Raw genomic sequence first — 21,995 nt, 5'->3', positions numbered from 1 at the left:
TTTCCCTTCTACACCTTCCAGATTATCTGTCGCTGGTACATCTGCCACATCACCCAATAGAAGACCAGTAGGCAGGTCAGCGCAAATGCCAGCGAACCGCCATAGCCCCCAAAAAGAGGCAGGTAAAAGTTATTGAACACCCAGCCCTTCAGGGTCATATCGCCCACCGGGATCATGATCAGCAGGCGCCCAATCACGCCCGCGAGCATAAACAGCGCGATCGCATTGACCCCGAACACCGCCAGGGGGGCCAGCGCACGCCGGTGACCGTTAATATCGGCCAGGAAGTAAAGGCCCGCCAGTAGTAACAGGGAAACCCCGCCGGTCACCAGGACAAAACTGGGACTCCATAGGGCCTTGTTGATGGGAATCCAGGGGTGCATTAGCTGCCCGGCCACCAGCAGCACCAGGCCGGCAAGCAGCCACTGCATGCAAAGATTTCTCTGGTCCGCCACGGATTTTCCCGCCCGCCGCCATCGCAAGCCGGCGAAGACGCCGAGCAGGCAGGTGACTACTGCCGGTAAGGTGGTGAGGAGCCCTTCCGGGTCAAAAGCAAACGGTTCCGCAGTACGGTAATAGACGTGTGCGCTACCGAGCAGGTGTTGGTCGAGCCAGGCGGAAAAGTGATTACCGAACTCCAGCTCTCCCAGGAAACTTTCGCCGCCGGCAGCCTGGTAAGGAACCAGTAGCATCAGGCCCCAGGGCACTGCCAACAGCAGCACCGCAACTCCGGCGAGTGCACTCGGCGAGCACCAGCGCAGCAGGTAACAGGCGATGATATATACCAGCGCAATGCGCTGCAGGACCCCCATCCAGCGGATACCCTCGATCCGGTCCTCCAGCCAGCTGTAGGAAGCATCGCGGAAATTGTAAAAGAAAACCGCCAGTAACAGGCCCAGCCCGAACAACTTCAGCGCCCGTGACCACTGGGACCAGCCCACAGGAGGAAATTTCCCACGATTGCCATTCGCCAGTACCAGGGAGAAACCCACCACAAAGAGGAAAAGCGGGAACACAACGTCGGTGGGCGTCCAGCCATGCCACTCCGCATGGGCCAGGGGGGCGTAGACATAGGACCAGCTGCCGGGATTATTGACCAGCACCATGGCAGCGATGGCGAGACCGCGCAACAGATCCACCGAAAGCAGCCGTCCCTGTGGCTGCAGGGCCATAATCCGATCGATATGCTGCCGCAACATGCCTCAGTCCTGCGGGTAGAGAAGGTAAGGCTGGCGCCGCTCTAGGTAGGCCTGTATATCCGGCTCCCAGCTGCGGCGAATTTCCTCCGCCCCCTGGCCCGCCAGGACCGCGCGGCGCAATGCATCTGTCCCGGCGAGCTTGTCGAAAAAACCGGCGCGGGAAAAGTACTCCTCATCACCCTCACCGGTGCGCTGCTGCCAGTCCACCAGGTATTCCAGGGTAAACCGGCTGGATAGCGGTTCCCCGCGCAGGTCCTGGCCCGAAAGCTGTTTTCCATTGTGTTTGGGGTTCTCGCTGGCGCCGGGAACGGGCCTGGGGGTAAAACTGAATTGACCAGCAGTGTCAGCTGGATGGCCGATCACCTGGAATGGAAAGCCCGTCCCGCGACCAATGCTGACGCTGGTGCCCTCAAACAAGCCCAGTGACGGGTACAGGCGGATCGACAGGTCATTGGGGAGGTTCGGGGATGGTTGCACCGGAAGGGAATAGGCCATGGATTTTTCATAGCCGGCCACCGGGATCACGGTCAGCTCGCACTGTGCGCCGCCCTTCAGCCAGCCTTCACCATTGATCATCTGCGCCAGCTCACCCACCGTCAGCCCGTGCACCAGCGGGATCGGGTGCATACCGACAAAGCTGCGGAATTCAGGCTCCAACACCGGACCACCCACGTAATCCCCGTTGGGATTAGGCCGGTCCAGTACCAGCAGCGGCACGTCATAATCGGCACAGGCCTGCATCAGGTAATGCAATGAGCTGATGTAGGTATAGAAGCGCACCCCTACGTCCTGGATATCGAACAACAGCCAGTCCAGGTCACTGACCTGTTCTGCACTTGGCGCGTAGTTTCCCCCGTAGAGGGAGACCACCGGCAGTCCGGACGGGCCATCCACCCCACTCTCGACCTGGCCGCCATTCTCCACGTCACCGCGGATACCGTGCTCCAGGGCAAATATTTTCCGGACCCGCACATCACGATCGCGGAGAAAATCGATCAGGTGTTCATCCCCGACGCGAGAGGTCTGGTTTACGACCAGGCCCACCCGCTCATCGCCCAGCAGGGGCAGGTAGGCATCGGCACGCTCGGCGCCGGTATGCAGTGGCTCACTCTGCTCAGCCCGTAGGCAGCCACTGATCAGCAACGCCAGAAGAACCAGGCAGACGGGACAGAACCAACGCCAATGCATAATCCACCACCCTCGCTTTCGGATCATTTAGCCTGAGTTAAACCGGGGGCCCCACTGCCGACATCCCGGTGAACGGTTGTCACTCCACCGGCATGTCAAAATACTGCCCGGGCCACGGCTCCGGCTTGTAGGTATAGTGCCACCACTCCTGCGCATAATTGACAAACCCGTGCGCCGCCATGACTTCCTTGAGCAACTGCCGGTTGCGAATGGCAGCGGAATCCTCCAGCGGGAAGGCGGTGGCCGATCGCTCATCCATAAAATCGAAACCGGTGCCCATATCCAGTGAGTCGCCACTCTCCAGGCGATAGAGTCCCAGGTCCACGGTTGCACCGCGGCTGTGTCCCGAGCGCTCAGCGATATAGCCAAGCTCGAACATCTGCGATTTTTTCTCGCGGGGATAAAATTTCGCCTTGGTGGAAAAGTCTTCCGGGGCACTGGCCCAGCGAACGAAGTGATCCACCGCGCGCTGTGGCCGATAGCAGTCGAAAATTTCCAGCCCCAGTCCCCGGCCCGCCAGGTCCCGCGCAACCTGTACCAGCGCCTCCGCAGCGACAGGCGCCAGCAGGCAGCGGTTGGCCCGGTAACCGTCGAGAGGTTCGCCCACCAGGTTGTCACCGGTGAAATATTTCATATCCACCCGGATGCCCTCGCCCCGCACCGCCACCGCCCGGAAATCGTTGCCGCCCGCGTCTTCTTCACTGGCACAGGCCGACAAAGCCAACACCGCCAGAGAAAAACCGGCGGCTAGGATTTTTCGCATCCCCGCAAGCTTTACGGTATTTCCTGCGACTGGCTTCGCGGGGGAATGCCCCGCATTCCCGCCCGCTTCCCTGGGCTGCCCCATAGGTGTCTCTCCCGATCAGATTTCCTCTAGCTCCCGGCGGGCAGGCGACTCCTCTGACTGGGTCATCACCCGCAGGGCCACCCTGCCCCCGCTGTGGCGCACACCGTGCATTTCCAGGTCCTCGCGCTCGAAGACGTAGGAAATGATCGCCGCGAGTATTTCCCCGGTGATTTCCTGACCAGGAACGAGCAGCGGGATGCCCGGCGGATAGGGCACGATTTCATCGCAGGAAATTCGTCCCACCAGCGCGGACATATCGTCCCGCTCCAGCGGCAGCAGCTCACCACGTGCGTTGTAGGCGGTGCGGGGCAAGGCAGCCATGTCCGCAAGGGGCGGCAGGGACTGGCCCCGGTCGGCATCTGCCTCGCCACCGGCACTTTCCGACAGCTTGCGCAGCGCCTGCTTGAGGCGCAGTAGCTTGCTCTCGGTGGTGCCGATGGTGACCAGGAAAGACAGGGTGTTGTGGGTATTCTTCTCCACCTGAATACCGAATTCATTAAACAGGCGATATTGTGCCGCCGGTGCGGAGAGGCCAGCGCAACCCACGTCAACGGTGACCTTGGTGGGATCCAGGCGAATGCCATCCTGCGCCACTTCCTCACTGCACAGGTCCTCGACCCCAAGGCAACGGAAAGCGGTGGATTCACGGACAAAATTGCGGATTTCCCCTGCGAAGCCCAGCGTCCGGTCCATGACATCGTAACCTTCGATGCTCATCTGCTTGCGTGCCACATCCAGGCTGGCAATCATCCCGTACTGGGGGCTGGTGGAGGTATGCATATTGATATCTTCACGGAAACCCGCCGCATCGAAATTCTCCACACTCTCGCCAACATGGATCATGCTGGCCTGTGAAAATGCCGACAGCATCTTGTGGGTGGACTGGGTGACGAAATCCGCCCCGCACTCCAGCGCCGTGGGACGCAGTTCCGGATGGAAGCGCCCATGCGCGTACCAGGCCTCGTCGATCAGGACATAAACACCGTGCTGGTGCGCAAAATCGATGATTGGCTTGAGGTCATAGCGCAGGCCGTCATAAGTACAGGAGGTAAGCACCAGCAGGCGCGCCGAGGGGTTTTCCTCGATCGCCCGAAAGATACTGGCCTTTGGTACCGGGCCGTAGACACCGTACTTCTGGTTGACTGACGACTCCAGGTAAACCGGCAGTGCGCCACTCATGATCATGGCGTGATGCACTGACTTGTGGCAATTGCGGTCAACCACCACCCGGTCTCCCTGGCGCAACAGGTGTTGCAGCACAATCTTGTTGGAGGTAGAGGTGCCGTTGGTGACAAAGTAACTGTATTTTGCCCCAAAGGTTTTCGCGGTCAGGATCTGCGCCTGGCGGATCACACTGATCGGGTCCATCAGGGAATCGAGCATTTTCACACTGACCGACAGATCCGTGTTGAAGATGTGCTCGCCCATAAAGCGATAGAAATCCACCACCCAGGGACTGGAACTCAGGCTGTCGCCGCTGGAGTGACCGGGTGTATGCCAGGAATCCCGCGCGGCATAGACATACTCCTTCAATGCGTCGGCAAAGGGAGTGGCGATGCGCTCCAGCAGGATCCGGCGCAAAGTGCGGTAAACCACGCCGTAGTTAGATTCGGCCCGGGAGATTACGCATTCATAAATACGCTCTTCGGCCGGGGTCTTGCTCCCGGTGAGGAGCACGCAGTCGATTTCTGCACGCAGCCGCCGCAGTTCACGGTAGCACCCCTCCAGGGCAGTCTTATCCAGTGCCCCGTCATCCAGCGCCACCACCTGCGTGCGGCCATCACCCAGCTGTTCCGTCAGCTGTGCACCCGGCTCGCAATGATTGAACACCAGGCCCAGCGGGGAGCCTTCATCACTCTCCGCCACCTGCGCCAGTTCGCTCACCCAGCGGCGGCCAAACTGGGCGTCCGCGGTTACCAGTACAACTTTACAATCCATTTCCAAACCCATGTTCAGTTACAACAGGACCACACCCAGCAGCACAAAACCCGCCGCGCTGATGGCACCGGCCCGCAGTGCATAAGGCAACTGGGTCCGGACATGGTCAATATGTTCAGTGCCGGACGCCAGCGAAGAGACAATCGTGGTGTCCGAAATTGGCGAGGAGTGATCGCCGAAAATACCGCCGGACAATACGGCGGCGACAAACAGGGCGGGTTCAGCGCCCAGTGCCGATGCGACCGGAATCGCAATCGGCAACATGATCGAGAAAGTGCCCCAGCTGGAGCCGACGGAAAACGCGATCAGGCCGGAGACAAGGAAGATCACCAGCGGCAACAGCCACAGTGGGATCGCGTCCCCCACCATACCGGCGACGTAGTCACCGGTGCCCAGCGTCTTGGCGACCGAGCCCAATGCCAGCGCCAGTACCAGGATTACCGCCAGCGGCAACATACGCCCAGCCCCCTCCATCCAGGTATGGCTGAGTTCATCCAGGTTCATGATCCGCTGGGCCAGCACCATCACCGATACTACAGTGAGACCGGCGAGGGAGGCCCACAGCACCGAAGTGGAGCCCGAGCCGGCAAAGATCTCGCCATTACCGGTAATCCACAGGCCGGCTGGCATGGCCAGGATAAGCACCAGGATCGGCACGATCATATTGACTGCCCGGGGCTTGGCCGTTTTTTCTTTATCGATATGGACGGACAGCTCAATGCCGTCCACCTCTCCGCCATCCGTTCGGGCCTGGGCCGCGGCCATGGGGCCGGGATTGTAGTTACGGGCTATGGTGAATGCGGTCATCGCCACCGCGGTAATGGCATACAGGTTCAGCGGAATACTGGACAACAGTACTGTCAGCGGGTCGCTGACATCCAGCCCCTCGAGCAGGCCCAGGTTGAACGCCCCCCAGGCATTGAGGGGGATCAGCATGCAGACCGGGGCGGAGGTGGAATCGATAATGTAGGCGAGCTTTTCCCGCGCCACACGAAAGCGATCAAACAGCGGGCGCGACACCGTACCGGACACCAGCACCGTGATATTGGATTCAATGAAAATAAGCACCCCCACCAGCCACGCCATCCACTGGGCGCGCTTACCGTTGGTGACCCAGTGACTCCGCTCCAGGAAGCGTACAAAGCCGGTGACGGCACCGCTGCGCTCGAGGGTGATGATGAAGGCACCGATGACCAGGGTAAACATGACTACCCGCGCATCGCCAGGGTTCGCCAGTACGGCCAGCACGCCATCGAGGGCTTCTGCCAGGGAAGGGAGTACCCCGGATTGGTTGAGCAGATAATAACCAAGCCAGATACCGGCAAACAGGGCCAAGTATACCTGGCGGGTCAGCAGGGCCAGGCCGATGGCGAAAAAGGGGGGAAGCAGGGTAATCCAGGTCAATTCAGTCATACAGGCTTCTATTTATTATTCAGCTTGCCGGCCAGCCCCCGGCTCCCGCCAATCCGGCAGGCATCGCCCGGCCAGCCGGGCGCCGGGCGACAGGCCCCGGCAGAACGCATCATAGAGGTTTTGTGATCACGTAACTACCGGTTCGAGCAGTTTCAGAGTGCCGGCATCACCGTCGAGTTCCGCCATGGCCCCCACCGGGACCACCGTCTGGTCATCCACGTGACCGATCATCAGGCCCCGTACCACAGGGACTTCCAGCCCCGCACAGCGCTCACGCAGCACGTGCTCCACGCTGAAGGTATTGCCGTCGGTATCGGTCTCCGTGAACTTGCCGAAGACGATTCCCGCCACCTGGTCGAGCTTGCCCGCCAGCCACAGCTGCGTCAGCATCCGGTCGATCCGGTAGGGCGCCTCGCCCACGTCCTCGAGGAACAGCAGGCAGTCGCGGAAATCGGGTTCGAACTCGGTGCCCAGCAGGCTGCAGACCAGTGACAGGTTGCCGCCCACCAGGCGACCACGGGCGCGCCCGCCGCGAAACCGGGTAATCCGGTTGCGGTGCTCCGCCCTGCCCGGCCGGGCCTCAAAGGGCGGTGGCGCTCCCAGCAAGGTCGGGGACTCACCCCGCACCAGCACCTTGCGGTATTCCTCCAGGGTGTAATCGGTGAAGTTCTGCGCGGCGATGGGGCCGTGGAAGGTAACGAAGCCGCAGCGCTGGTAAATGGCATTCAGCAGCGCGGTGATATCGGAATAGCCCAGCAGCACCTTGGGATTCCCGGCAATGGTGTCATAGTCCAGCATCGGCAGGATTCGTGGCGTGCCGTAGCCACCCCGCAGGCAGAACACCGCATCCACACCGTCATCGGCAAACATGGCATTGATATCCTGGGCCCGCGCCAGGTCCGGGCCGGCCAGGTACTGGGTACGCTGGTAGAGGTGTTCGCCTTCCTTTATCCGGAATCCCAGTGACTTCACCACATCGATGGCGAAGCGGATATCCTCGTCCTCCCAGGCATTGCTGGCCGGAGTCACCAGCCCTACGGTCATCCCCTTGCGCAGCCTGGCGGGTCTCCGCGGCCGCTGCTCCCCGGCGGCCGCGACATTGGTGGCGGCACCGGCCATTGCGCCCAGCAATGGCACCGACACCAGGCTCTTGATCAGGGTTCTTCTGTCCACGTTCGCTCCTGTTACTGCTTATTCTTCTTTTGTGCCACCGGACCCACTGCCTCGACCCTTTCCCCGACCGGGCCGGTACGGACAAAACGCAGGTCCGGAAAGTCATAACTGAAGTCCACCCCGCGCGACAGGGGCTGCATTGTGACCACCAGTTCGCCGTCCTCACGCTCTTCGGCCATCAGCCAGGCATCCGCCTGCAGGCTGCGGTCGTCCCAGCGCAAGCTCCATACACCCGGTGCGGCAGGCTCCATAGTGCCCACAAGCCGCGGTGACCTCAGTGAGCGCCAGCGCAGTTTGCCCGCCGCGTTTGTGAAGATTTCCATCGGCCCGAACCAGGGATCACGGTAGCGCCCCTCAACCTGCTTGCGGGCCACCGGCGCACGGCTTTCCGGCCGGGGCAGCAGTTCCGGCTCGCTGGGGGCCGCGGCCCCACCCCAGAGCTCCTGGAAATGCGCCAGCCAGTCCCGTGGCCCGGCACCCAGGTAGGGTTTCAGCAGCCCGTGGATCAGTGCCTGCCGTGCCACGCCGGCACTGCGGTTCATCAGCACCACCATGGCCAGCTCTTCTTCAGGCACGATCGCTACCCAGGCATACATACCGGAGAGTGAACCGGTATGGTGAATCACCCGCTTGCCGTACATGTCCTGCACGCGCCAGCCCAACGCATAGGCATAAAAGTGGCCGCGGTCGCGCTCGGAGCGCTCCGCTGACATTGGCATCAGGGTAACCGGCTGCCACAGGCGATCGCGGGATTCCAGGCTCAGCAGGCGTTCGCCTTCGGGGCTGACACCACCGGCCAGCAGCGTCCGCAGCCAACGCAGCATATCGCCGGCACTACAGTGCATACCGCCGGCGGCGGCGAGAACGATCGGGTGATCGGGAGCCAGGTTGGGTGTATCGACCACCAGGCGATCCCCCTCCAGCCGGTGGGGGTCGGCAAGGTTGTCCCGCGCAGTCTCCGGTACCGGTCCAGCGTAGCAGTGCTCCAGGCCCAGCTCCGCCAGCAGGCGTTGCTGCACAAAATCCTCGTAGCTCATACCGGATACGGCGGCGATCAGCTCACCGGCCACGATATAAAGCAGGTTGTCGTAGGCGTAGTCGGCGCGAAAGCTGCCAGTCACCGGCAGGTGCCGCAGCCCCTGCAGGATATCCGCACGACTGAAGCTGTTGGGCTGCGGCCACAGCATCAGGTCCCCCGCGCCGGGGCCCAGCCCGGAACGATGGGTGAGCAGGTCCACCACCTGGAACTCCTGCGTAATCCACTCATCGCCCAGGGCAAATTGCGGCAGGTAGTCCACCACCGGACTGTCCCACTGCAACTTCCCCTCCTCCACCAGCAGCGCCAGCGCCGCAGTGGTAAAGGCCTTGGTGGTGGAAGCAAGCTTGAACAGGGTCTGCGGATCCACCGGGCGCGGGCTCTCTACATTGGTCACCCCGAATCCCTGCAGCAGCACTGGCTGGCCGGCGTGCCAGATCCCCACAGCCGCCCCCGGTACCCGCTCTTCCTCAAGTACCCGCTGAACCAGGGATTCCGGATCGGGGAGGGGCTGTTGCGCATCCCGGCCACTGCTACACCCAGCCAGCATGGCCGTGACGGCGAGGCCGACTGCAGGCAACCAGGACGGGTTATTCAGTGGGATCGGTAACATGAGGCCTCCAGTGGGCAGCCTGTAGTCAAGAGACCGTAAGTAAAGAGCAACACAACCACTGCTGCCTTCAGCGATACCAATCAAAGAGAGGCCGGAGGCCCCGTCACAGACCAGCTGGCATACTGGTTGGCGTTGCAATTGTCCTCGTCCGACTTGACCCAGGCATTTGTTTAGAATAATTTTAAGAATAATTTATCAATACGAATTTGCCATGTAAACATAATTTATTCAGAGCAAAGGCAAACGATTTCCGGAGCCCGCCGTGCGCAAGACACCTTCCATAAAAACGTGCAGGGAAAACCTGCCAGCGACGTCCTGTCGCCCCCTGAAAAAAATCCTTTCCGCCGCCCTGGTTTCGGCCATGGCTCTCGGAGGATGCGGCCAGGGTGAAGACAGCGTCGCCCGGGTCCAGCAGCTGGCCGACAAGGGCCTGTACAGCGAAGCTCGCCAGGAGATCAGGAACATGCTGGAAACCGACCCCACACACAGCGAAGCCGCTTACCTGCTGTTCGAGAAAGAACGCATGCGCCGTATTGAAATGGACTTCCAGTTATCGGAGGAAGAACTGCTGCCTTCCATCCAGCGCTATATTCCCGACGCCACGGCCGAGGACATCCTCGCCTGGGATCAACAGGGGCTGCTGGAATCCAGAGTGATTGACGGCGAGCGCCGCTTCTTCAACAAGACCGCCTATAACCTGGTCCATATTTCCGATGCCGCGGCACGACGAACTGACAACTACCAGCGCTTTACCGGCAAGGCGCCACTCTATGCCCTGCACCCGCATCACCGGGAAGTAATCACAGCTGAAACGCCGCCGCGCAACCGCATTCGCATCGATTACACACTCTCCGTTGACCCCGATGCGGTACCCGCGGGCGAGATAGTGCGGGCCTGGATCCCGTTCCCGCAGGAAATTACCGGCAAACAGGAAAATGTCGAACTGATCTCCGCCGCGCCCACCCAGTTCCAGCTGGCACCCGGGGACCAGGCCCAGCGCACTGTGTACTTCGAAAAGCCCGCCCGCGCCGGGGAACCGACGACATTCCAAGTCAGCTATCGCTACGAGAGTATTGCCCGGCATACGGCAATTGATCCGCAGCAGGTAGAGCCGGTGGAATTCACGCCGGCACTGCAACCCTATCTTTCGGAGCGGGCACCACACGTGGTTTTTACACCGGAGTTACGGACACTCTCGGCACGCATCGTCGGGGAAGAGACACACCCCTACCGTATTGCGCAGAAACTCTTTGCCCATGTCGACCAGATTCCCTGGGCTGGCGCGAGGGAGTACTCCACCATCCGCAATATCAGCCAGTATGCGGCCCATGCCGGCCATGCCGACTGCGGGCAGCAGACACTGTTGCTGATCACCCTGATGCGCATGAACGGCATCCCGGCGCGCTGGCAGTCAGGCTGGGAGTTCTCACCAGAGTCGTTCGACACCATGCACGACTGGGGCGAGTTCTACCTGGCACCTTATGGCTGGCTGCCGATGGACGTTACCCATGGCAAGCTGGGCAGTACCGACGAGACCGAGACCTGGTTCTACCTCGGCGGTCTCGATGCCTACCGGTTGATCTTCAATACAGACTACAGCCGCCCTTTCTCACCGGAAAAGGAGCACTTCCGCTCGGAAACTGTGGATTCACAGCGGGGCGAAGTGGAGTGGGAGGGAGGCAACCTGTACTTCGACCAGTGGGATTACGATATGGAATGGGAGATCGAGCACACAGAGCCCACCACTGTCGCCAGCAAATAAGCCCGCCATACCAGACCGGGGCGGCGCCCCGGTTCGTGGCAGCTTCTGCCTAACCCGATCCGCGCTGTCTGGGATCGGGGCCGCCCCTACTGGTCGGCCATCAGCAGGCCGCTGATCAGGCTTTCGATAAGATGCAGCTGCCCGGAACGGAACAGCAGTCGTTGCAGCGGCTGCTCTTCTTCCGAGGGCATGACATACAAACGGATGTCGGCATGAATGCTGGCAGCATTGTAGTTATAACGGGTGAGGCTGAGCACCTTGATGCCTTTTTCCCGTGCCCGGTTGGCCGCGTCAACCAGCGATTCCTCGTCCTGCATATCGCAGATGATACACAGCAGGTCTTCCTCGCCCAGGGAATCCACCATGGAACGCTGCAGCATCCCACCTTGATCGAATACGGCCCAACAGCCCAGCTCCAGCAGCTGGTAAGTGAGGTACTGGGCCACGGAAACAGAGCCGTCGCAGGCGGATACCTGGATACAGCGTGCATTGCGAATCGCCTTCACTGCTGCACGCAGGTGTTCCAGGTCATTGATGCCAGCAGTATTCTCCAGCACTTCAAGTTTTTTCTGGCCCAGCTCGGTCAGTGGTGTATTACCACCTCCGAACGGTAACGCCGCATCATCCCGGGCGGGACTGGCAATACCACCAGCATAGCTTTCGTAGACGGCCAGTTTCAGGCTCGGGTAGCCCTTATAACCGAGCTTCTGGGAGAACTTCACCACGCTCGACTGGCTGACACCCACCGCATCGGCCAGCTGCTGGGAGGAGTAATCCCGCAGCAGCTTGGTATTATCCAGGATGAAGTCGGCGAGCTTACGCTCATTGACCGACATCTGTTCGCGCATCGCGCGCATTTTCAGCAAACAGGTCATCGCTTTTCATTCCAGCGGTGGCAGCGCAGCCGCGCACGCCACTAGGCCAGCAGTTTCAGCCCTTCGATTTTTTCGATACCCAGCCCCGGCGTATCATTGAGAATCACATCAGCATCGGTGTAAGTCGCCCCGCCAATCACCGGGTCAAATTGGCACAGTGACGGCACATCCAGGTCCAGCTTGGATACCACAGAGGATCGGGCTGCAGCCACATGCGCCGCGGCGGATACACCAATACTCGTTTCCAGCATACATCCTACCATGCATTCCACATCGTACAGTCCAGCCAGGTCCGTCATCCTCAGGGCGTTGGTAATGCCGCCGGTTTTCATCAGCTTGATATTGATGATCTCAGCCACCCTCCCCTGAATGATATCCATCATTTCCAACGGGCCGAACACGCTCTCGTCGGCCATGATCGGCGTCTTGACCCGCTCTGAGATGTAGCGCATACCCTCGAGGTTGCGGGCCTTCACCGGCTGCTCCACCAGTTCCAGCAATACACCGGCGTCCTCCAGGCTGCGTATGGCCTGCACCGCCTGCTTCGGGCTCCAGCCCTGGTTCGCATCCAGGCGCAGCAGTGCCCTGCCTTTTACCGCTGAATACACGGCCTTGATACGCTCTATATCCAGACGGATATCCTTGCCTACCTTAAGCTTGAGGATTTCAAATCCCCGCTCTACCGCGCTCTCGGCATCCGCCACCATCTTGTCGATGTAATCAACGCTGATCGTGATGTCCGTGGTCAGGCTTTTCTCGCCGCCACCGAGCGCGCGGTACAGGGGTACCCCGAAGCCCTGGGCGAAAAGGTCGTACAGGGCGATTTCCACTGCCGCCTTGGCACTGGTGTTGTTCACCATGGCCGCACTGATTTCACGCGTCAGGCGATTCAGGTCACCCACATCACGGTTGAGCAGCAACGGAGTGAAGATTTCACGAATCGCCGCAATCACCGAGGCGTGGGTATCACCGGTAATCACTGCGGTGGCCGGCGCGTTGCCGTAACCGATGTGACCATCATCGGTCTCCAGCATTACAATCACGTCCTCAACAAACTCGACGGTCCGCAGCGCGGTTTTGAAAGGCGTGATCAGGGGCACCTTGAGCATGCCCAGCTTGACGTCAACTATTTTCATGGCATTACCGGTTGGATGGTTTTTATGGCGTAAATGCTGTCCACGAAACTGCGCTCACGGCCCAGCTGCAGAGGTTCCAGGGGAGTTACCGAGACACCGGACAGGGTGCCGCGGTAAAACTCGTTATCCGCGTTGAAATAACTCAGGCCGGTCACATCGTGGATCACATAGGGTTCCCCATCCGCATGACCGATATACATCATTACGTGACCGGGTATATAGATAAGATCCCCGACATTGAGGCTGTCCAGAGCCTGCCGGCGCTTGCGTTCCTCCCCGGGCTCAAAGAACTGCGTGGGCGCGAAAGCGCTCCTGCCCTGCTGGCCGGAATTACGCGGCATAAGGATACCGAAAGACTTGTATACCTCACCCACGAACCCGGTGCAGTCACGCCCGTTGAAGTCATGGCCCCAGCCGTAACGCTCGCCCAGGAACTTGAAAGCCTGCTCCAACACCAGTGAAGGGCGGTACTCGAGGTACCCCGTGGCCACGTCGCGGCTGCGCGCGATCAGGGTCGGCTCGAACGCAAGCCGCCCAGCGCCATCCCGCACCGGCAGGCTGACGATATGACTGGCGAAGGGGTTCTGCCCCTTCACGTTGTGCCCCACTTCTGCCGCGCTCAGCAGCGGCAATGACACCCCCATGTCCAGCACCCGCTCCGAGGTGCGCGCGTCGACGGGATTGAAGTTGGTCCTGACCTGCGCGCCGGTCACCACCAGGCGTGGCACCTTTGCCAGCCATTGTTCCACCTGTGTGCGCTTCCCCACCGCCACTGCGGATTTCGGTAGCCAGGCAGCGTAATGGTAGTTAAGGGCAAACCACCACTCGCCATCGGCACTCTCATGCAGCAGCACCACCTGCTGCCCGGGGAAAACACCGGTCTCCTGCAATCGATCCAGGTCCAGGTCTGTGGGCGTCTTGAATATGCTCTCGCGAGTGGGGTAGCTCCGCATGCTGGCGCGCTCTACGACCAGGCCCCACTGCAACTCCACCAGCTCAGGGATCCGGTCACGCTGGACCGAGGCCTGCATACGCCCGTAATCGGCCTCACGGACTTCGCGCCCGTCGCGATAAAAGCGCGCTGACGATGCCGGGCTGCTGACACCGTCGAGTAACTCACGCACCCGCTCTCCCGGCATGGTCTCCCCGAGTGCCTGCAGGTCATGCAGGAACTCACCGCGAGCAAGGTTACGGGCATTGAAAGCCTGGATTTGTCGGTCACCCATGCGCAGCCGGTCACTGGCAAGCCGATCGGCCCAGTAATCGACAGAGAGCATCTCCTCGCTGATACCGGGAACATCGCTGACATAAACGGGAGACGCTGCGCCAGCTGATGGCACTGGGCGGGTCCCTGTCCCCGCAAAGGCATTGAATGCGTACACGACGACCAGGATGTGAAGGGAAATCTTGAGTATCAACGCTGCCCTACCTTGCTGTCGCGCGGCACTGGCGGCCACGCGCTCTTATTATCTGGTGATTCAATGCTGTGACGGCCGGCGGCGAGGATTCCACACCGCGACATCCGGCCCCTGACTCGGCCAGCCACAACAATCGACAGGCTGAAAGAATACATTATTCAAGCAACCACAACAACAAAGAATAATCTCGTAATAAAAAAACCGGCGCAGCGCGCCGGTCAAGGACAAGGACGAGAAAATCATGCGGGTCGACCCCATACCTCCGACCCACACGCCGGGGAGATAAGAGAGAACCTACCGCCCATACCCGCTGGAACCAACCCGGCCGGCGGTCCCCCGCCTCTTGATGCACCGAGTGAGACGGGCGGGGATCACCAGCGGACACCCAGACAGATTCGCCACGGCAGCGGGACATGGCCGCAACTGCCGCATGAGTAAACAAAGTAACCTCTTGGAATAAAATATTTGTCAGAAATTGGACGGTCAAGAATTATTTATATTTAATAGACAGGATTGCACGCTGGTGCAGCTTTGGGAGCCGCCGGGCAGTTCCCGATGTATCGACTCGCCTCGACAGTGGCCACTCGCATTGCCGCAACATCTGGATGAACAATAAATGATCGACAACATTCTCCCTCCTAGACTGGTCACAGGAACATCATCTCGATTTCGCGCTGACCACTGCAACCGAGCTCTCGGCCCTGTGTGCAATCCGGTAATCACTGTCTGCCGGCGCGTCCTGGCAACCACATTGACCTCGGCGGTACTGGCGGGCTGTGCCGGACCTGCGGGCATGAACCATACGCCGGGCAGCGATTACCGTATCGAAACCGTGGAATCACAAAACGCCAGCGAACGGGTCCGTTTCCTGGTCATGCACTTCACCGCTATCGACTTCGCCACGTCGTTGCGGGTGCTCACCCAGCCCAGCGCAGCCCCGGTAAGCGCCCACTACCTGGTCCCCGAGCGAAATGATCCCAGTTACCCCCACCGCGAGCTGCGCGTCTACCAGCTGGTGGACGAAAACCGCCGCGCCTGGCACGCGGGTCCGGGCAAGTGGAAAGACCGCACCCAGGTCAACGACCAGTCCATTGGTATCGAGATCGTCAACAAGAGTTATTGCGAGACGCCCGTGGAAAGTGGTGAGGTGGAAGTCGGTGAGGAGACCTGCTTTTTCCCCGAATTCGACCCGGCCCAGATCAAGCTGCTGATCGCCCTGTCAAAGGACATCCTTGCGCGCTATCCGGATATCTCCCCCACCAATGTCGTCGGCCACGGCGACGTAATCCCTCAGTACAAAATCGATCCCGGCCCGCGCTTCCCCTGGCAGCAGCTGGCGGAGGCTGGTATTGGCGCCTGGTACGAGGAAGAGACCGTGCAACGCCACCTGGAGCACCTGCAGGGAAATACCACCAGCGACCGCGAAAGTGTGCGTCGCCGCTTCGCCCGGCAACTGGCAGATTACGGTTACGGCATCGACCCGGAGTCCGCCACAGACGAGGACATCAGCCTCTACACGCGCGCTTTCCAGTACCACTTCCGCCCCTGGAAAGTGGACGGCGAAGTAGACAACCAGTCCCGCGCAATATTACTGGCCCTACTGGAGAAGTATTTCCCGCGCAAGCTGAGCGACTATCCCGGAATTAATACCGGCATACTGGCCGAACTGGAGAGCGAGTAACCCAGCGAGCAAACGGCTGGGCCCCGGTGCCCGGCCAAGCGCCCCGCCCGGCCAGGTGTCTCACCACCCCCGTCGCGGGGTACAATTCCCCGGGAAAAACACAAGAGACGGAAACCAGCGTGCACACCATTGCCCGGACACCCGAGCCCCCCTACTACGCGGTGATATTCACCAGCCTGCGCAGCGACATCGAGGAAGGTTACGGCACCATGGCCGGACGGATGCTCGAACTCGCCGCAGGCCAACCCGGTTTCCTGGGCGTCGACAGCGCCCGTGAAACTGTTGGTATTACCGTTTCCTACTGGAAAGACCTGGAATCCATCCAGCGCTGGAAAAACCACGCCGAACACAGCGAGGCCCGCAGGCTGGGACGAGAAAAATGGTATGCCGCCTTTACCACCCGCATTTGCAGGGTCGAGCGCGATTACGGATTCGAGCGGAGTGACAGCCCATGAAAACCATCGGCATCCTGGGTGGCATGAGCTGGGAATCCACGCTGGAATATTACCGCTTGCTGAACCAGGGAATACGCGCGGCACTCGGTGGCCAGCACTCCGCCCGGATCGCACTCTACAGTGTGGACTTTGCTCAGATCGAACAGTTGCAGCACGAGGGTCACTGGGAAGCCACTGCTGAAATCCTTGCCCACGCCGCACAGGGTATACAGGCGGCCGGTGCCGATTTCCTGCTGATCGCCACCAATACCATGCACAAGGTCGCGGACCAGGTACAGGCGCAGATCGACATCCCGGTGCTGCATATCGCCGATGCCACTGCCGACAGCCTGGAGCAACAGGGAATCCGCACAGCGGGCTTGCTGGGCACCCGCTTTACCATGGAACAGGACTTCTATCGCAAGCGGCTGGAACAGCGCGGGATCCAGGTCCTGGTGCCGGATGCACAGGAGCGGGCACTGGTGCACGAGGTGATCTACAACGAACTCTGCCAGGGGATCATCGAGCCCGCTTCAAGGGCGCGCTACCAGGCAGTGATCTCGGGACTGGCGGCCCGAGGGGCGGAGGGCGTTATCCTCGGCTGCACGGAAATCCCACTGCTGCTGCGACAGCAGGACACGCCGGTCCCTCTATTCGATACCACCGCCATCCACGCCCGCAGCGCTGTCGCCCGCGCCCTGGGCTGACATAAGGGGTTAACCCAGTTCGCGCCGTATCTCCACGATGGTAGCGACACCCTCGGGATTGTCGCCATGGACGCAGAGGGTGTCCGCCGCCAATGGATACTGCCGGCCGTCACTGGCGGTAACACTGCCGGCGGCAATCTCACGTACCTGTTGCAGGATCTGGCCGCGGCCATGCAGCACCGCGCCTTTCTCACCACGCGGCACCAGGCGACCTTCCGGCGTGTAGCGACGGTCGGCAAAGGCTTCCAGCAGGATCCCCACGCCATATTCAGCCGCCAGCCGGCGATGCTCGCCGGCCTCCGGTGTGGCCATCAACATGAGTGGCAGGTCCGCAGCATAGCTGGCGATGGCGGAGAGAATTGCACGCAACACCGATTCGTCCCGCAACATATCGTGGTAGAGGGCCCCGTGCGGTTTGACGTAGGTCACCCTGGTGCCCACTGCGGTACAAAGGCCCTGCAGGGCACCGACCTGGTACAGCACCATCGCCCTGACCTCGTCGGCCGTACACTGCATGGAGCGGCGGCCAAACCCCACCAGATCCGGGTAGGCGGGATGCGCCCCCACCTGCACGCCGTCGTGAACCGCCAGCTCCAGGGTACGCAAGATAGTGAGGGGATCGCCGGCGTGAAAGCCACAGGCCACGTTCGCCATGTCGATATACGGCATCACCGCGGCCTCGTCCGCCATCTGCCAGCGGCCGAAGCTCTCGCCCAGGTCACAATTCAGTTTCATGTCTCCCCCTGAAAATCCATATCGCCCCACTTACTCCCCTGCCCCGGCAGGCTCGACACCGTTGTCCACCGGCCCCTCGAAAAAGGCCCGTTGCTGCCGCAGTGCCTCCTGCGCCGCGTCGAGCGTGCCGATGCTGAAAGTCACTGTATCCCCCGGGCGCGCCTGCGCCAGCAGGTCCAGATCAACGCTGTAGACATGGCCAATTTTCGGATAACCGCCGATCGTCTGGCAGTCCGCCATCAACACAATGGGCTGGCCATCGCTTGGGACCTGTACTGCTCCTGGAGCCACCGCCTCCGAGACCAGGTTACCGGGCACCCCCGTCATTGGCGCCCCCGACAGGCGAACCCCCATGCGGTCGGAATGGGGCGAGACCCGGTATGTTTGTGCCAACAGCGTCTGTTGGTGCGCGGAGGCAAAAAGTCCGAACTGGTTTGAGGGAACCAGGCGCAGGGATATCTGCCCGCCGTACTGGCGAATATACTCGCGCGGCGCGCCGGCCAGCAATGTCTCTGCTTCCGGCTCATAGGGCAGCCGATCGCCGGACTTTAACGGGCGTCCATCAATACCGCCAATCCGCTCGCCCACCGTGGTGGCCCGGCTACCCCAGACCGGCTCCGTCAGGATCCCGCCGCCCAGGGCGACGTAACTGCGCACGCCGCTGCGGGCCACCTCGGCCTCCAGCAGGCTTCCTCTGTCGGCGCGATGGGCGGCCCAATTGGCCACCGGCCTGCCATCGAGCCGCCAGTTGCACTCCGCCCCCGCCAGGGCAAACGTGGTGGCGTGGGAAAAGCGCAGCGCAAAGGACCCCATGGCCACTTCAAGCAGCGCGTCCCGCGGTGAGTTGCGCAACAGCCGGTTGGCCCAGCCGGCCGCGTGCCGGTCCAGCGAACCACCGGAACTGACCCCCAGATGGCGCTGGCCAGTACGGCCAAGATCCTGCACCAGGCTCATTGGCCCGGCACGCTCCACGGTCGCGAACTCACCCATCGAGACTGCCTCCCAATTGCTCAAACTCTTCCCGCGCCACCGGTACAAACCGCACACGATCGCCGACTGCCAGTAATACCTCTGGTGGGTTACTGCTGCGATCAAACAGCTTTACCGGGCAACGGCCAATCAGGTTCCAGCCCCCGGGACAGCTATCCGGGTAAACCGCCGCCTGGGCACCGGCAATCGCCACTGCACCGGCCGGCACCCTGGGCCTGGGAGTATCAAGGCGCGGCAACCGCAGGGGCTCCGGGGTTTTGCCCATGAACGCGAATCCCGGCCGGAAGCCGAGCGCATAGACACGGTACTCTCCCGCCGCGTGCATAGCGATCACTTCGTCCGGAGTGATGCCGGCAAATTCCGCCACGCGGTGCAGGTCCGGTGCGACCTCCTTGCCGTAATACACCGGCAGCTCCACCAGCCGGCTTTGCGGGGCAGCCGTTTCCGCACCGGCCTCCTGCAACGCCCGCTCCGCACAGTGCTCAAGGCGCCGGTAGACTTCGCTGTGATCGCAGCGCAGCAGGTCGTAGAAGACGGTGACACTGCAGTAGGAAGGCACCACGTCGGTGACCCAGTCGCCCATATCACGGCGCACCAGCGCGGTCAGGCGCTCGATACACGCCAGGGTCTGCTCATCGTAGTCTTCGGAAAGATAAAGAGTGAGGGATTCGTCGCTAGAATCGGTTATCCGCAACATGTTGCTGCTCCCTGCATTGATCACACCACCGCCCCGGGCAGCAGCGCCTGTCGCTGCCCATATCAATCGCTTTCCGGGCAACTTCCCCCGGAAAGGTTATCCCAAAATGGCCCGCCGGTGCAGCACCGGCAGGACTGGCGATTGCCAGCCGTTAATCAGGAGCGGGGATTACTCCGGGAGCGAGTTGGCTCATGCGGCGCCCCCGGCAATACCGTGACCGGTACGGCACCAAGGGGCAGGGATTTGCGGGTCAAAGCCTCTGCCAGGGCCATATAAATCGGACCGTGCAGCCGGTTTTCGTTATCGATAAACGCCTTGTAGCCAAAACTGGCGATATGAATATCAGCCAGTTCACGGAAGTCCGCGGCCTCGTATGGCGAGCGCATACTGACAAACACGGTCTTGCGGTTCTGGGCCCGGGCCAGTTCCAGGGTCTTGCGGTACTCGCGATACAGGGCATGCACCGGCAAGCGCACACGGCGCATCCCCGGGAGGTCTTCCATGCCACCCCATTCCACCGCACTCTCACCGGGCACAATGCTGGCGACAATCACCAGGTCGGCGAGTTGGTTCCCGATCCGCGCCGCTGCTTCCTGCGGTGGCACTATCTCGATCCGGGCACGGGTAACCGCCTCCAGCGAAAGGCGAAAAGCCTGGCCCACCTCCTCCGATGGGGCGACAACCTGGATGGTCTGCACCCCCTGGTCGATCACCGGCAGCGTCCCGGCCTCGACCGGGTAAATGGCGCTGAGCGCCGCACCGGCCAGCTCACGGGCAATTGTCCGGTGCCCCGGGCTGGCCATTACCTGTCGCGCCGCGGCGACTTTCTCCCGCTCCCCCGCACCAATCCAGTCGCGATCGATCACACGCCGCTTGAGGGCGGCAATGCGGTCGATCGAAGCATCAATTTCCGCCAGGGACAGCTCGCCCCGCTCCACTGCCGCCACCACGTCGGTGATCAGCTGGTCCAGCTTTTCCAGGTCCTCAGGGAAACGCACCTTGATCGGCATCAGGGCAATATCCGCACCGGCGGCGAAAGTGCGCACCACCGCCTCTTCCGGGGTGAAGTAGTGGCTGATACCGGCCATATGCAGGGAATCGGTAATGATGAGCCCCTGATAATCGTATTCGTCCCGCAGAATTCCGGTGAGGATTTTCCGTGACAGGGTGGCGGGCACGACGATTTCCTCACCGCTTTTCGCAACCAGAGTGCTGTCATCCAGTGCCGGGTACTGGATATGCGCGGTCATGGTCAGTGCCGGCGCAGCGGCGCCGATCACATGCCGGAATGGCAGCAGGTCCGTGGCCCGTGCTTGCTGCCGGCTGCGCTCAACCCGCGGCAGCCCGGTGTGGCTGTCGACCGAGGTATCACCGTGGCCGGGAAAATGCTTCAGGGTTGCGGCAATACCGCCCTGCTGGAAAGCCTGCACGCTGGCAGTCCCCAGCTCCGCCACCACCTGTGGATCCTCGGAATAGGAACGGACATTGATCACCGGGTTATCCGGGTTGCTGTTCACATCCACCGTGGGGGCAAAATTGACATTGAACCCCAGTACCTTCAGCTGCTCTGCCATGGCCAGGGCGGTCTGGCGCGCGAACACATCACCGTGCTTCGGGTAGGTGGCACCGATGGCCATATTGCCGGCAAATGCCGCACTCTCATTGCGGGGCAGGCGATTCACGCGCCCCCCTTCCTGGTCTATCCCCAGCAGCAGCGGCCAGCCGGTAGCAGATTCAAGTGCCGCCCGTTGCAATGCGTGATTCAGCCGCACCATCTGGCCGCTGTCCCGCAGGTTATCGGCAAACAGGATCACCCCCCCCAGGCTGTTGCGGGCAATCAAGTCCCCCAATTCCGGCGGCAGCTCGGTGACCGGTTGCCGGCAGTTCTCCCGCATGCCATCTCCGCGGTTGGTCGTCCCACAGTAATAACGCAGGTCCAGCATGATCTTCTGGGCAATTTTCTGCCGCAGGTCCAGGTCCGATACGGCTGCCACCTCAGTGTCGTCGCACGCGGAAAGTGAGAACAAGGCGGCCAGCAGGGCCGCGGGCCGGGCAATTCTGGACAGGCTGGGAATCTTCATCGCGGGAGATAATCCATTATTCTACGGCTTTCTGGATGGAATATTTTATTCTGCCGAAGATCTTTCCCGTTC

The 21,995-nt window shown here is 61.3% G+C and carries 18 protein-coding genes; 4 read left to right on the top strand and 14 right to left on the bottom strand.

Going from position 1 to position 21,995, the window contains the following annotated elements; all coding sequences use genetic code 11:
• Positions 1-8 precede the first annotated feature (8 nt).
• The 7 genes from LVD11_RS16115 to LVD11_RS16085 form a co-directional block, all read right to left on the bottom strand.
• Positions 9-1,199 carry an acyltransferase family protein gene (locus tag LVD11_RS16115; RefSeq protein WP_237060644.1) on the bottom strand — a complete coding sequence of 397 codons (1,191 nt, stop codon included), beginning with the start codon at positions 1,197-1,199 and terminating at the stop codon, positions 9-11.
• A 3-nt stretch (positions 1,200-1,202) separates the two neighbouring features.
• A complete protein-coding gene (locus LVD11_RS16110) occupies positions 1,203-2,387 on the bottom strand; it encodes an exo-beta-N-acetylmuramidase NamZ family protein (RefSeq protein WP_237060643.1) in 1,185 nt (394 codons plus the stop codon).
• 79 nt (positions 2,388-2,466) lie between these two features.
• Positions 2,467-3,150, bottom strand: coding sequence for a M15 family metallopeptidase (locus tag LVD11_RS16105; RefSeq protein WP_237060642.1), 684 nt, complete (start codon positions 3,148-3,150; stop codon positions 2,467-2,469).
• 99 nt (positions 3,151-3,249) lie between these two features.
• Positions 3,250-5,172 (bottom strand): aminotransferase class I/II-fold pyridoxal phosphate-dependent enzyme, encoded by a 1,923-nt coding sequence (locus LVD11_RS16100; RefSeq protein WP_237060640.1) that lies wholly within the window; start codon positions 5,170-5,172, stop codon positions 3,250-3,252.
• An 18-nt stretch (positions 5,173-5,190) separates the two neighbouring features.
• Positions 5,191-6,585, bottom strand: coding sequence for a Na+/H+ antiporter NhaC family protein (locus LVD11_RS16095; RefSeq protein ID WP_237060638.1), 1,395 nt, complete (start codon positions 6,583-6,585; stop codon positions 5,191-5,193).
• Between the two features lie 126 nt (positions 6,586-6,711).
• Positions 6,712-7,758: a S66 peptidase family protein gene (locus LVD11_RS16090; RefSeq protein WP_237060637.1), complete on the bottom strand. Its 1,047-nt coding sequence runs from the start codon at positions 7,756-7,758 to the stop codon at positions 6,712-6,714.
• A gap of 11 nt (positions 7,759-7,769) precedes the next feature.
• The gene (locus LVD11_RS16085; RefSeq protein ID WP_237060636.1) at positions 7,770-9,407 is read right to left on the bottom strand and encodes a serine hydrolase; all 1,638 of its coding nucleotides are present in this window, start codon (positions 9,405-9,407) and stop codon (positions 7,770-7,772) included.
• A gap of 361 nt (positions 9,408-9,768) precedes the next feature.
• Here LVD11_RS16085 and LVD11_RS16080 point away from each other — a divergent pair, with 361 nt between their 5' ends.
• Complete coding sequence (locus LVD11_RS16080; protein ID WP_237060635.1) at positions 9,769-11,169, top strand: transglutaminase-like domain-containing protein; 1,401 nt, start codon at positions 9,769-9,771, stop codon at positions 11,167-11,169.
• Positions 11,170-11,255: 86 nt separating this feature from the next.
• On the opposite strand, the gene LVD11_RS16075 is transcribed toward LVD11_RS16080, so the two are convergent.
• From LVD11_RS16075 to LVD11_RS16065, 3 genes are read right to left on the bottom strand one after another with little or no spacing between them, the layout of a single operon-like run.
• The gene (locus tag LVD11_RS16075; protein WP_237060634.1) at positions 11,256-12,044 is read right to left on the bottom strand and encodes a MurR/RpiR family transcriptional regulator; all 789 of its coding nucleotides are present in this window, start codon (positions 12,042-12,044) and stop codon (positions 11,256-11,258) included.
• A 41-nt stretch (positions 12,045-12,085) separates the two neighbouring features.
• Positions 12,086-13,180: a dipeptide epimerase gene (locus LVD11_RS16070; RefSeq protein WP_237060633.1), complete on the bottom strand. Its 1,095-nt coding sequence runs from the start codon at positions 13,178-13,180 to the stop codon at positions 12,086-12,088.
• Positions 13,177-14,520 (bottom strand): NlpC/P60 family protein, encoded by a 1,344-nt coding sequence (locus LVD11_RS16065; protein WP_237060632.1) that lies wholly within the window; start codon positions 14,518-14,520, stop codon positions 13,177-13,179. Before LVD11_RS16065 ends, LVD11_RS16070 begins: the two co-directional genes overlap by 4 nt.
• An 871-nt stretch (positions 14,521-15,391) precedes the next feature.
• Here LVD11_RS16065 and LVD11_RS16060 point away from each other — a divergent pair.
• The 3 genes from LVD11_RS16060 to LVD11_RS16050 all read left to right on the top strand — a co-directional run bounded on the left by LVD11_RS16060 (position 15,392) and on the right by LVD11_RS16050 (position 17,420).
• Positions 15,392-16,279, top strand: coding sequence for an N-acetylmuramoyl-L-alanine amidase (locus LVD11_RS16060; RefSeq protein ID WP_237060631.1), 888 nt, complete (start codon positions 15,392-15,394; stop codon positions 16,277-16,279).
• A 119-nt stretch (positions 16,280-16,398) separates the two neighbouring features.
• Positions 16,399-16,734 carry an antibiotic biosynthesis monooxygenase family protein gene (locus LVD11_RS16055; protein WP_237060629.1) on the top strand — a complete coding sequence of 112 codons (336 nt, stop codon included), beginning with the start codon at positions 16,399-16,401 and terminating at the stop codon, positions 16,732-16,734.
• Entirely contained in the window at positions 16,731-17,420 is a 690-nt protein-coding gene (locus LVD11_RS16050) for an aspartate/glutamate racemase family protein (protein WP_237060627.1), read from the top strand. Before LVD11_RS16055 ends, LVD11_RS16050 begins: the two co-directional genes overlap by 4 nt.
• A 9-nt stretch (positions 17,421-17,429) precedes the next feature.
• Here LVD11_RS16050 and LVD11_RS16045 read toward each other — a convergent pair whose 3' ends face one another.
• The 4 genes from LVD11_RS16045 to LVD11_RS16030 all read right to left on the bottom strand — a co-directional run bounded on the left by LVD11_RS16045 (position 17,430) and on the right by LVD11_RS16030 (position 21,923).
• Positions 17,430-18,155: a 5-oxoprolinase subunit PxpA gene (locus tag LVD11_RS16045; RefSeq protein WP_237060625.1), complete on the bottom strand. Its 726-nt coding sequence runs from the start codon at positions 18,153-18,155 to the stop codon at positions 17,430-17,432.
• Between the two features lie 30 nt (positions 18,156-18,185).
• A complete protein-coding gene (locus LVD11_RS16040) occupies positions 18,186-19,145 on the bottom strand; it encodes a 5-oxoprolinase subunit C family protein (RefSeq protein WP_237060624.1) in 960 nt (319 codons plus the stop codon).
• Positions 19,138-19,842, bottom strand: coding sequence for a 5-oxoprolinase subunit PxpB (gene pxpB, locus LVD11_RS16035; protein ID WP_237060622.1), 705 nt, complete (start codon positions 19,840-19,842; stop codon positions 19,138-19,140). The genes LVD11_RS16040 and pxpB overlap by 8 nt, the downstream gene beginning before the upstream one ends.
• A gap of 155 nt (positions 19,843-19,997) precedes the next feature.
• Positions 19,998-21,923, bottom strand: coding sequence for a glycoside hydrolase family 3 protein (locus tag LVD11_RS16030; RefSeq protein WP_237060620.1), 1,926 nt, complete (start codon positions 21,921-21,923; stop codon positions 19,998-20,000).
• Positions 21,924-21,995: the final 72 nt, after the last annotated feature.

Source organism: Microbulbifer sediminum, assembly GCF_021729035.1.
In the GTDB taxonomy this organism is placed as follows: domain Bacteria; phylum Pseudomonadota; class Gammaproteobacteria; order Pseudomonadales; family Cellvibrionaceae; genus Microbulbifer; species Microbulbifer sediminum.
The sequence above is the reverse complement of the archived record's forward strand: the minus strand, read 5'-3'. Positions and strand labels throughout refer to the sequence as shown.

Coding starts and splice junctions, on each gene's coding strand:
- LVD11_RS16080 (WP_237060635.1), top strand. CDS start 9,769: ATGGCTCTCGGAGGATGCGGCCAGGGTGAAGACAGCGTCGCCCGGGTC.
- LVD11_RS16050 (WP_237060627.1), top strand. CDS start 16,731: ATGAAAACCATCGGCATCCTGGGTGGCATGAGCTGGGAATCCACGCTG.
- LVD11_RS16085 (WP_237060636.1), bottom strand. CDS start 9,407: ATGTTACCGATCCCACTGAATAACCCGTCCTGGTTGCCTGCAGTCGGC.
- LVD11_RS16105 (WP_237060642.1), bottom strand. CDS start 3,150: ATGCGAAAAATCCTAGCCGCCGGTTTTTCTCTGGCGGTGTTGGCTTTG.
- LVD11_RS16100 (WP_237060640.1), bottom strand. CDS start 5,172: ATGGATTGTAAAGTTGTACTGGTAACCGCGGACGCCCAGTTTGGCCGC.
- LVD11_RS16095 (WP_237060638.1), bottom strand. CDS start 6,585: ATGACTGAATTGACCTGGATTACCCTGCTTCCCCCCTTTTTCGCCATC.
- LVD11_RS16115 (WP_237060644.1), bottom strand. CDS start 1,199: ATGTTGCGGCAGCATATCGATCGGATTATGGCCCTGCAGCCACAGGGA.
- LVD11_RS16075 (WP_237060634.1), bottom strand. CDS start 12,044: ATGACCTGTTTGCTGAAAATGCGCGCGATGCGCGAACAGATGTCGGTC.
- LVD11_RS16060 (WP_237060631.1), top strand. CDS start 15,392: ATGAACCATACGCCGGGCAGCGATTACCGTATCGAAACCGTGGAATCA.
- LVD11_RS16030 (WP_237060620.1), bottom strand. CDS start 21,923: ATGAAGATTCCCAGCCTGTCCAGAATTGCCCGGCCCGCGGCCCTGCTG.
- LVD11_RS16045 (WP_237060625.1), bottom strand. CDS start 18,155: ATGAAACTGAATTGTGACCTGGGCGAGAGCTTCGGCCGCTGGCAGATG.
- LVD11_RS16040 (WP_237060624.1), bottom strand. CDS start 19,145: ATGGGTGAGTTCGCGACCGTGGAGCGTGCCGGGCCAATGAGCCTGGTG.
- LVD11_RS16110 (WP_237060643.1), bottom strand. CDS start 2,387: ATGCATTGGCGTTGGTTCTGTCCCGTCTGCCTGGTTCTTCTGGCGTTG.
- pxpB (WP_237060622.1), bottom strand. CDS start 19,842: ATGTTGCGGATAACCGATTCTAGCGACGAATCCCTCACTCTTTATCTT.
- LVD11_RS16070 (WP_237060633.1), bottom strand. CDS start 13,180: ATGAAAATAGTTGACGTCAAGCTGGGCATGCTCAAGGTGCCCCTGATC.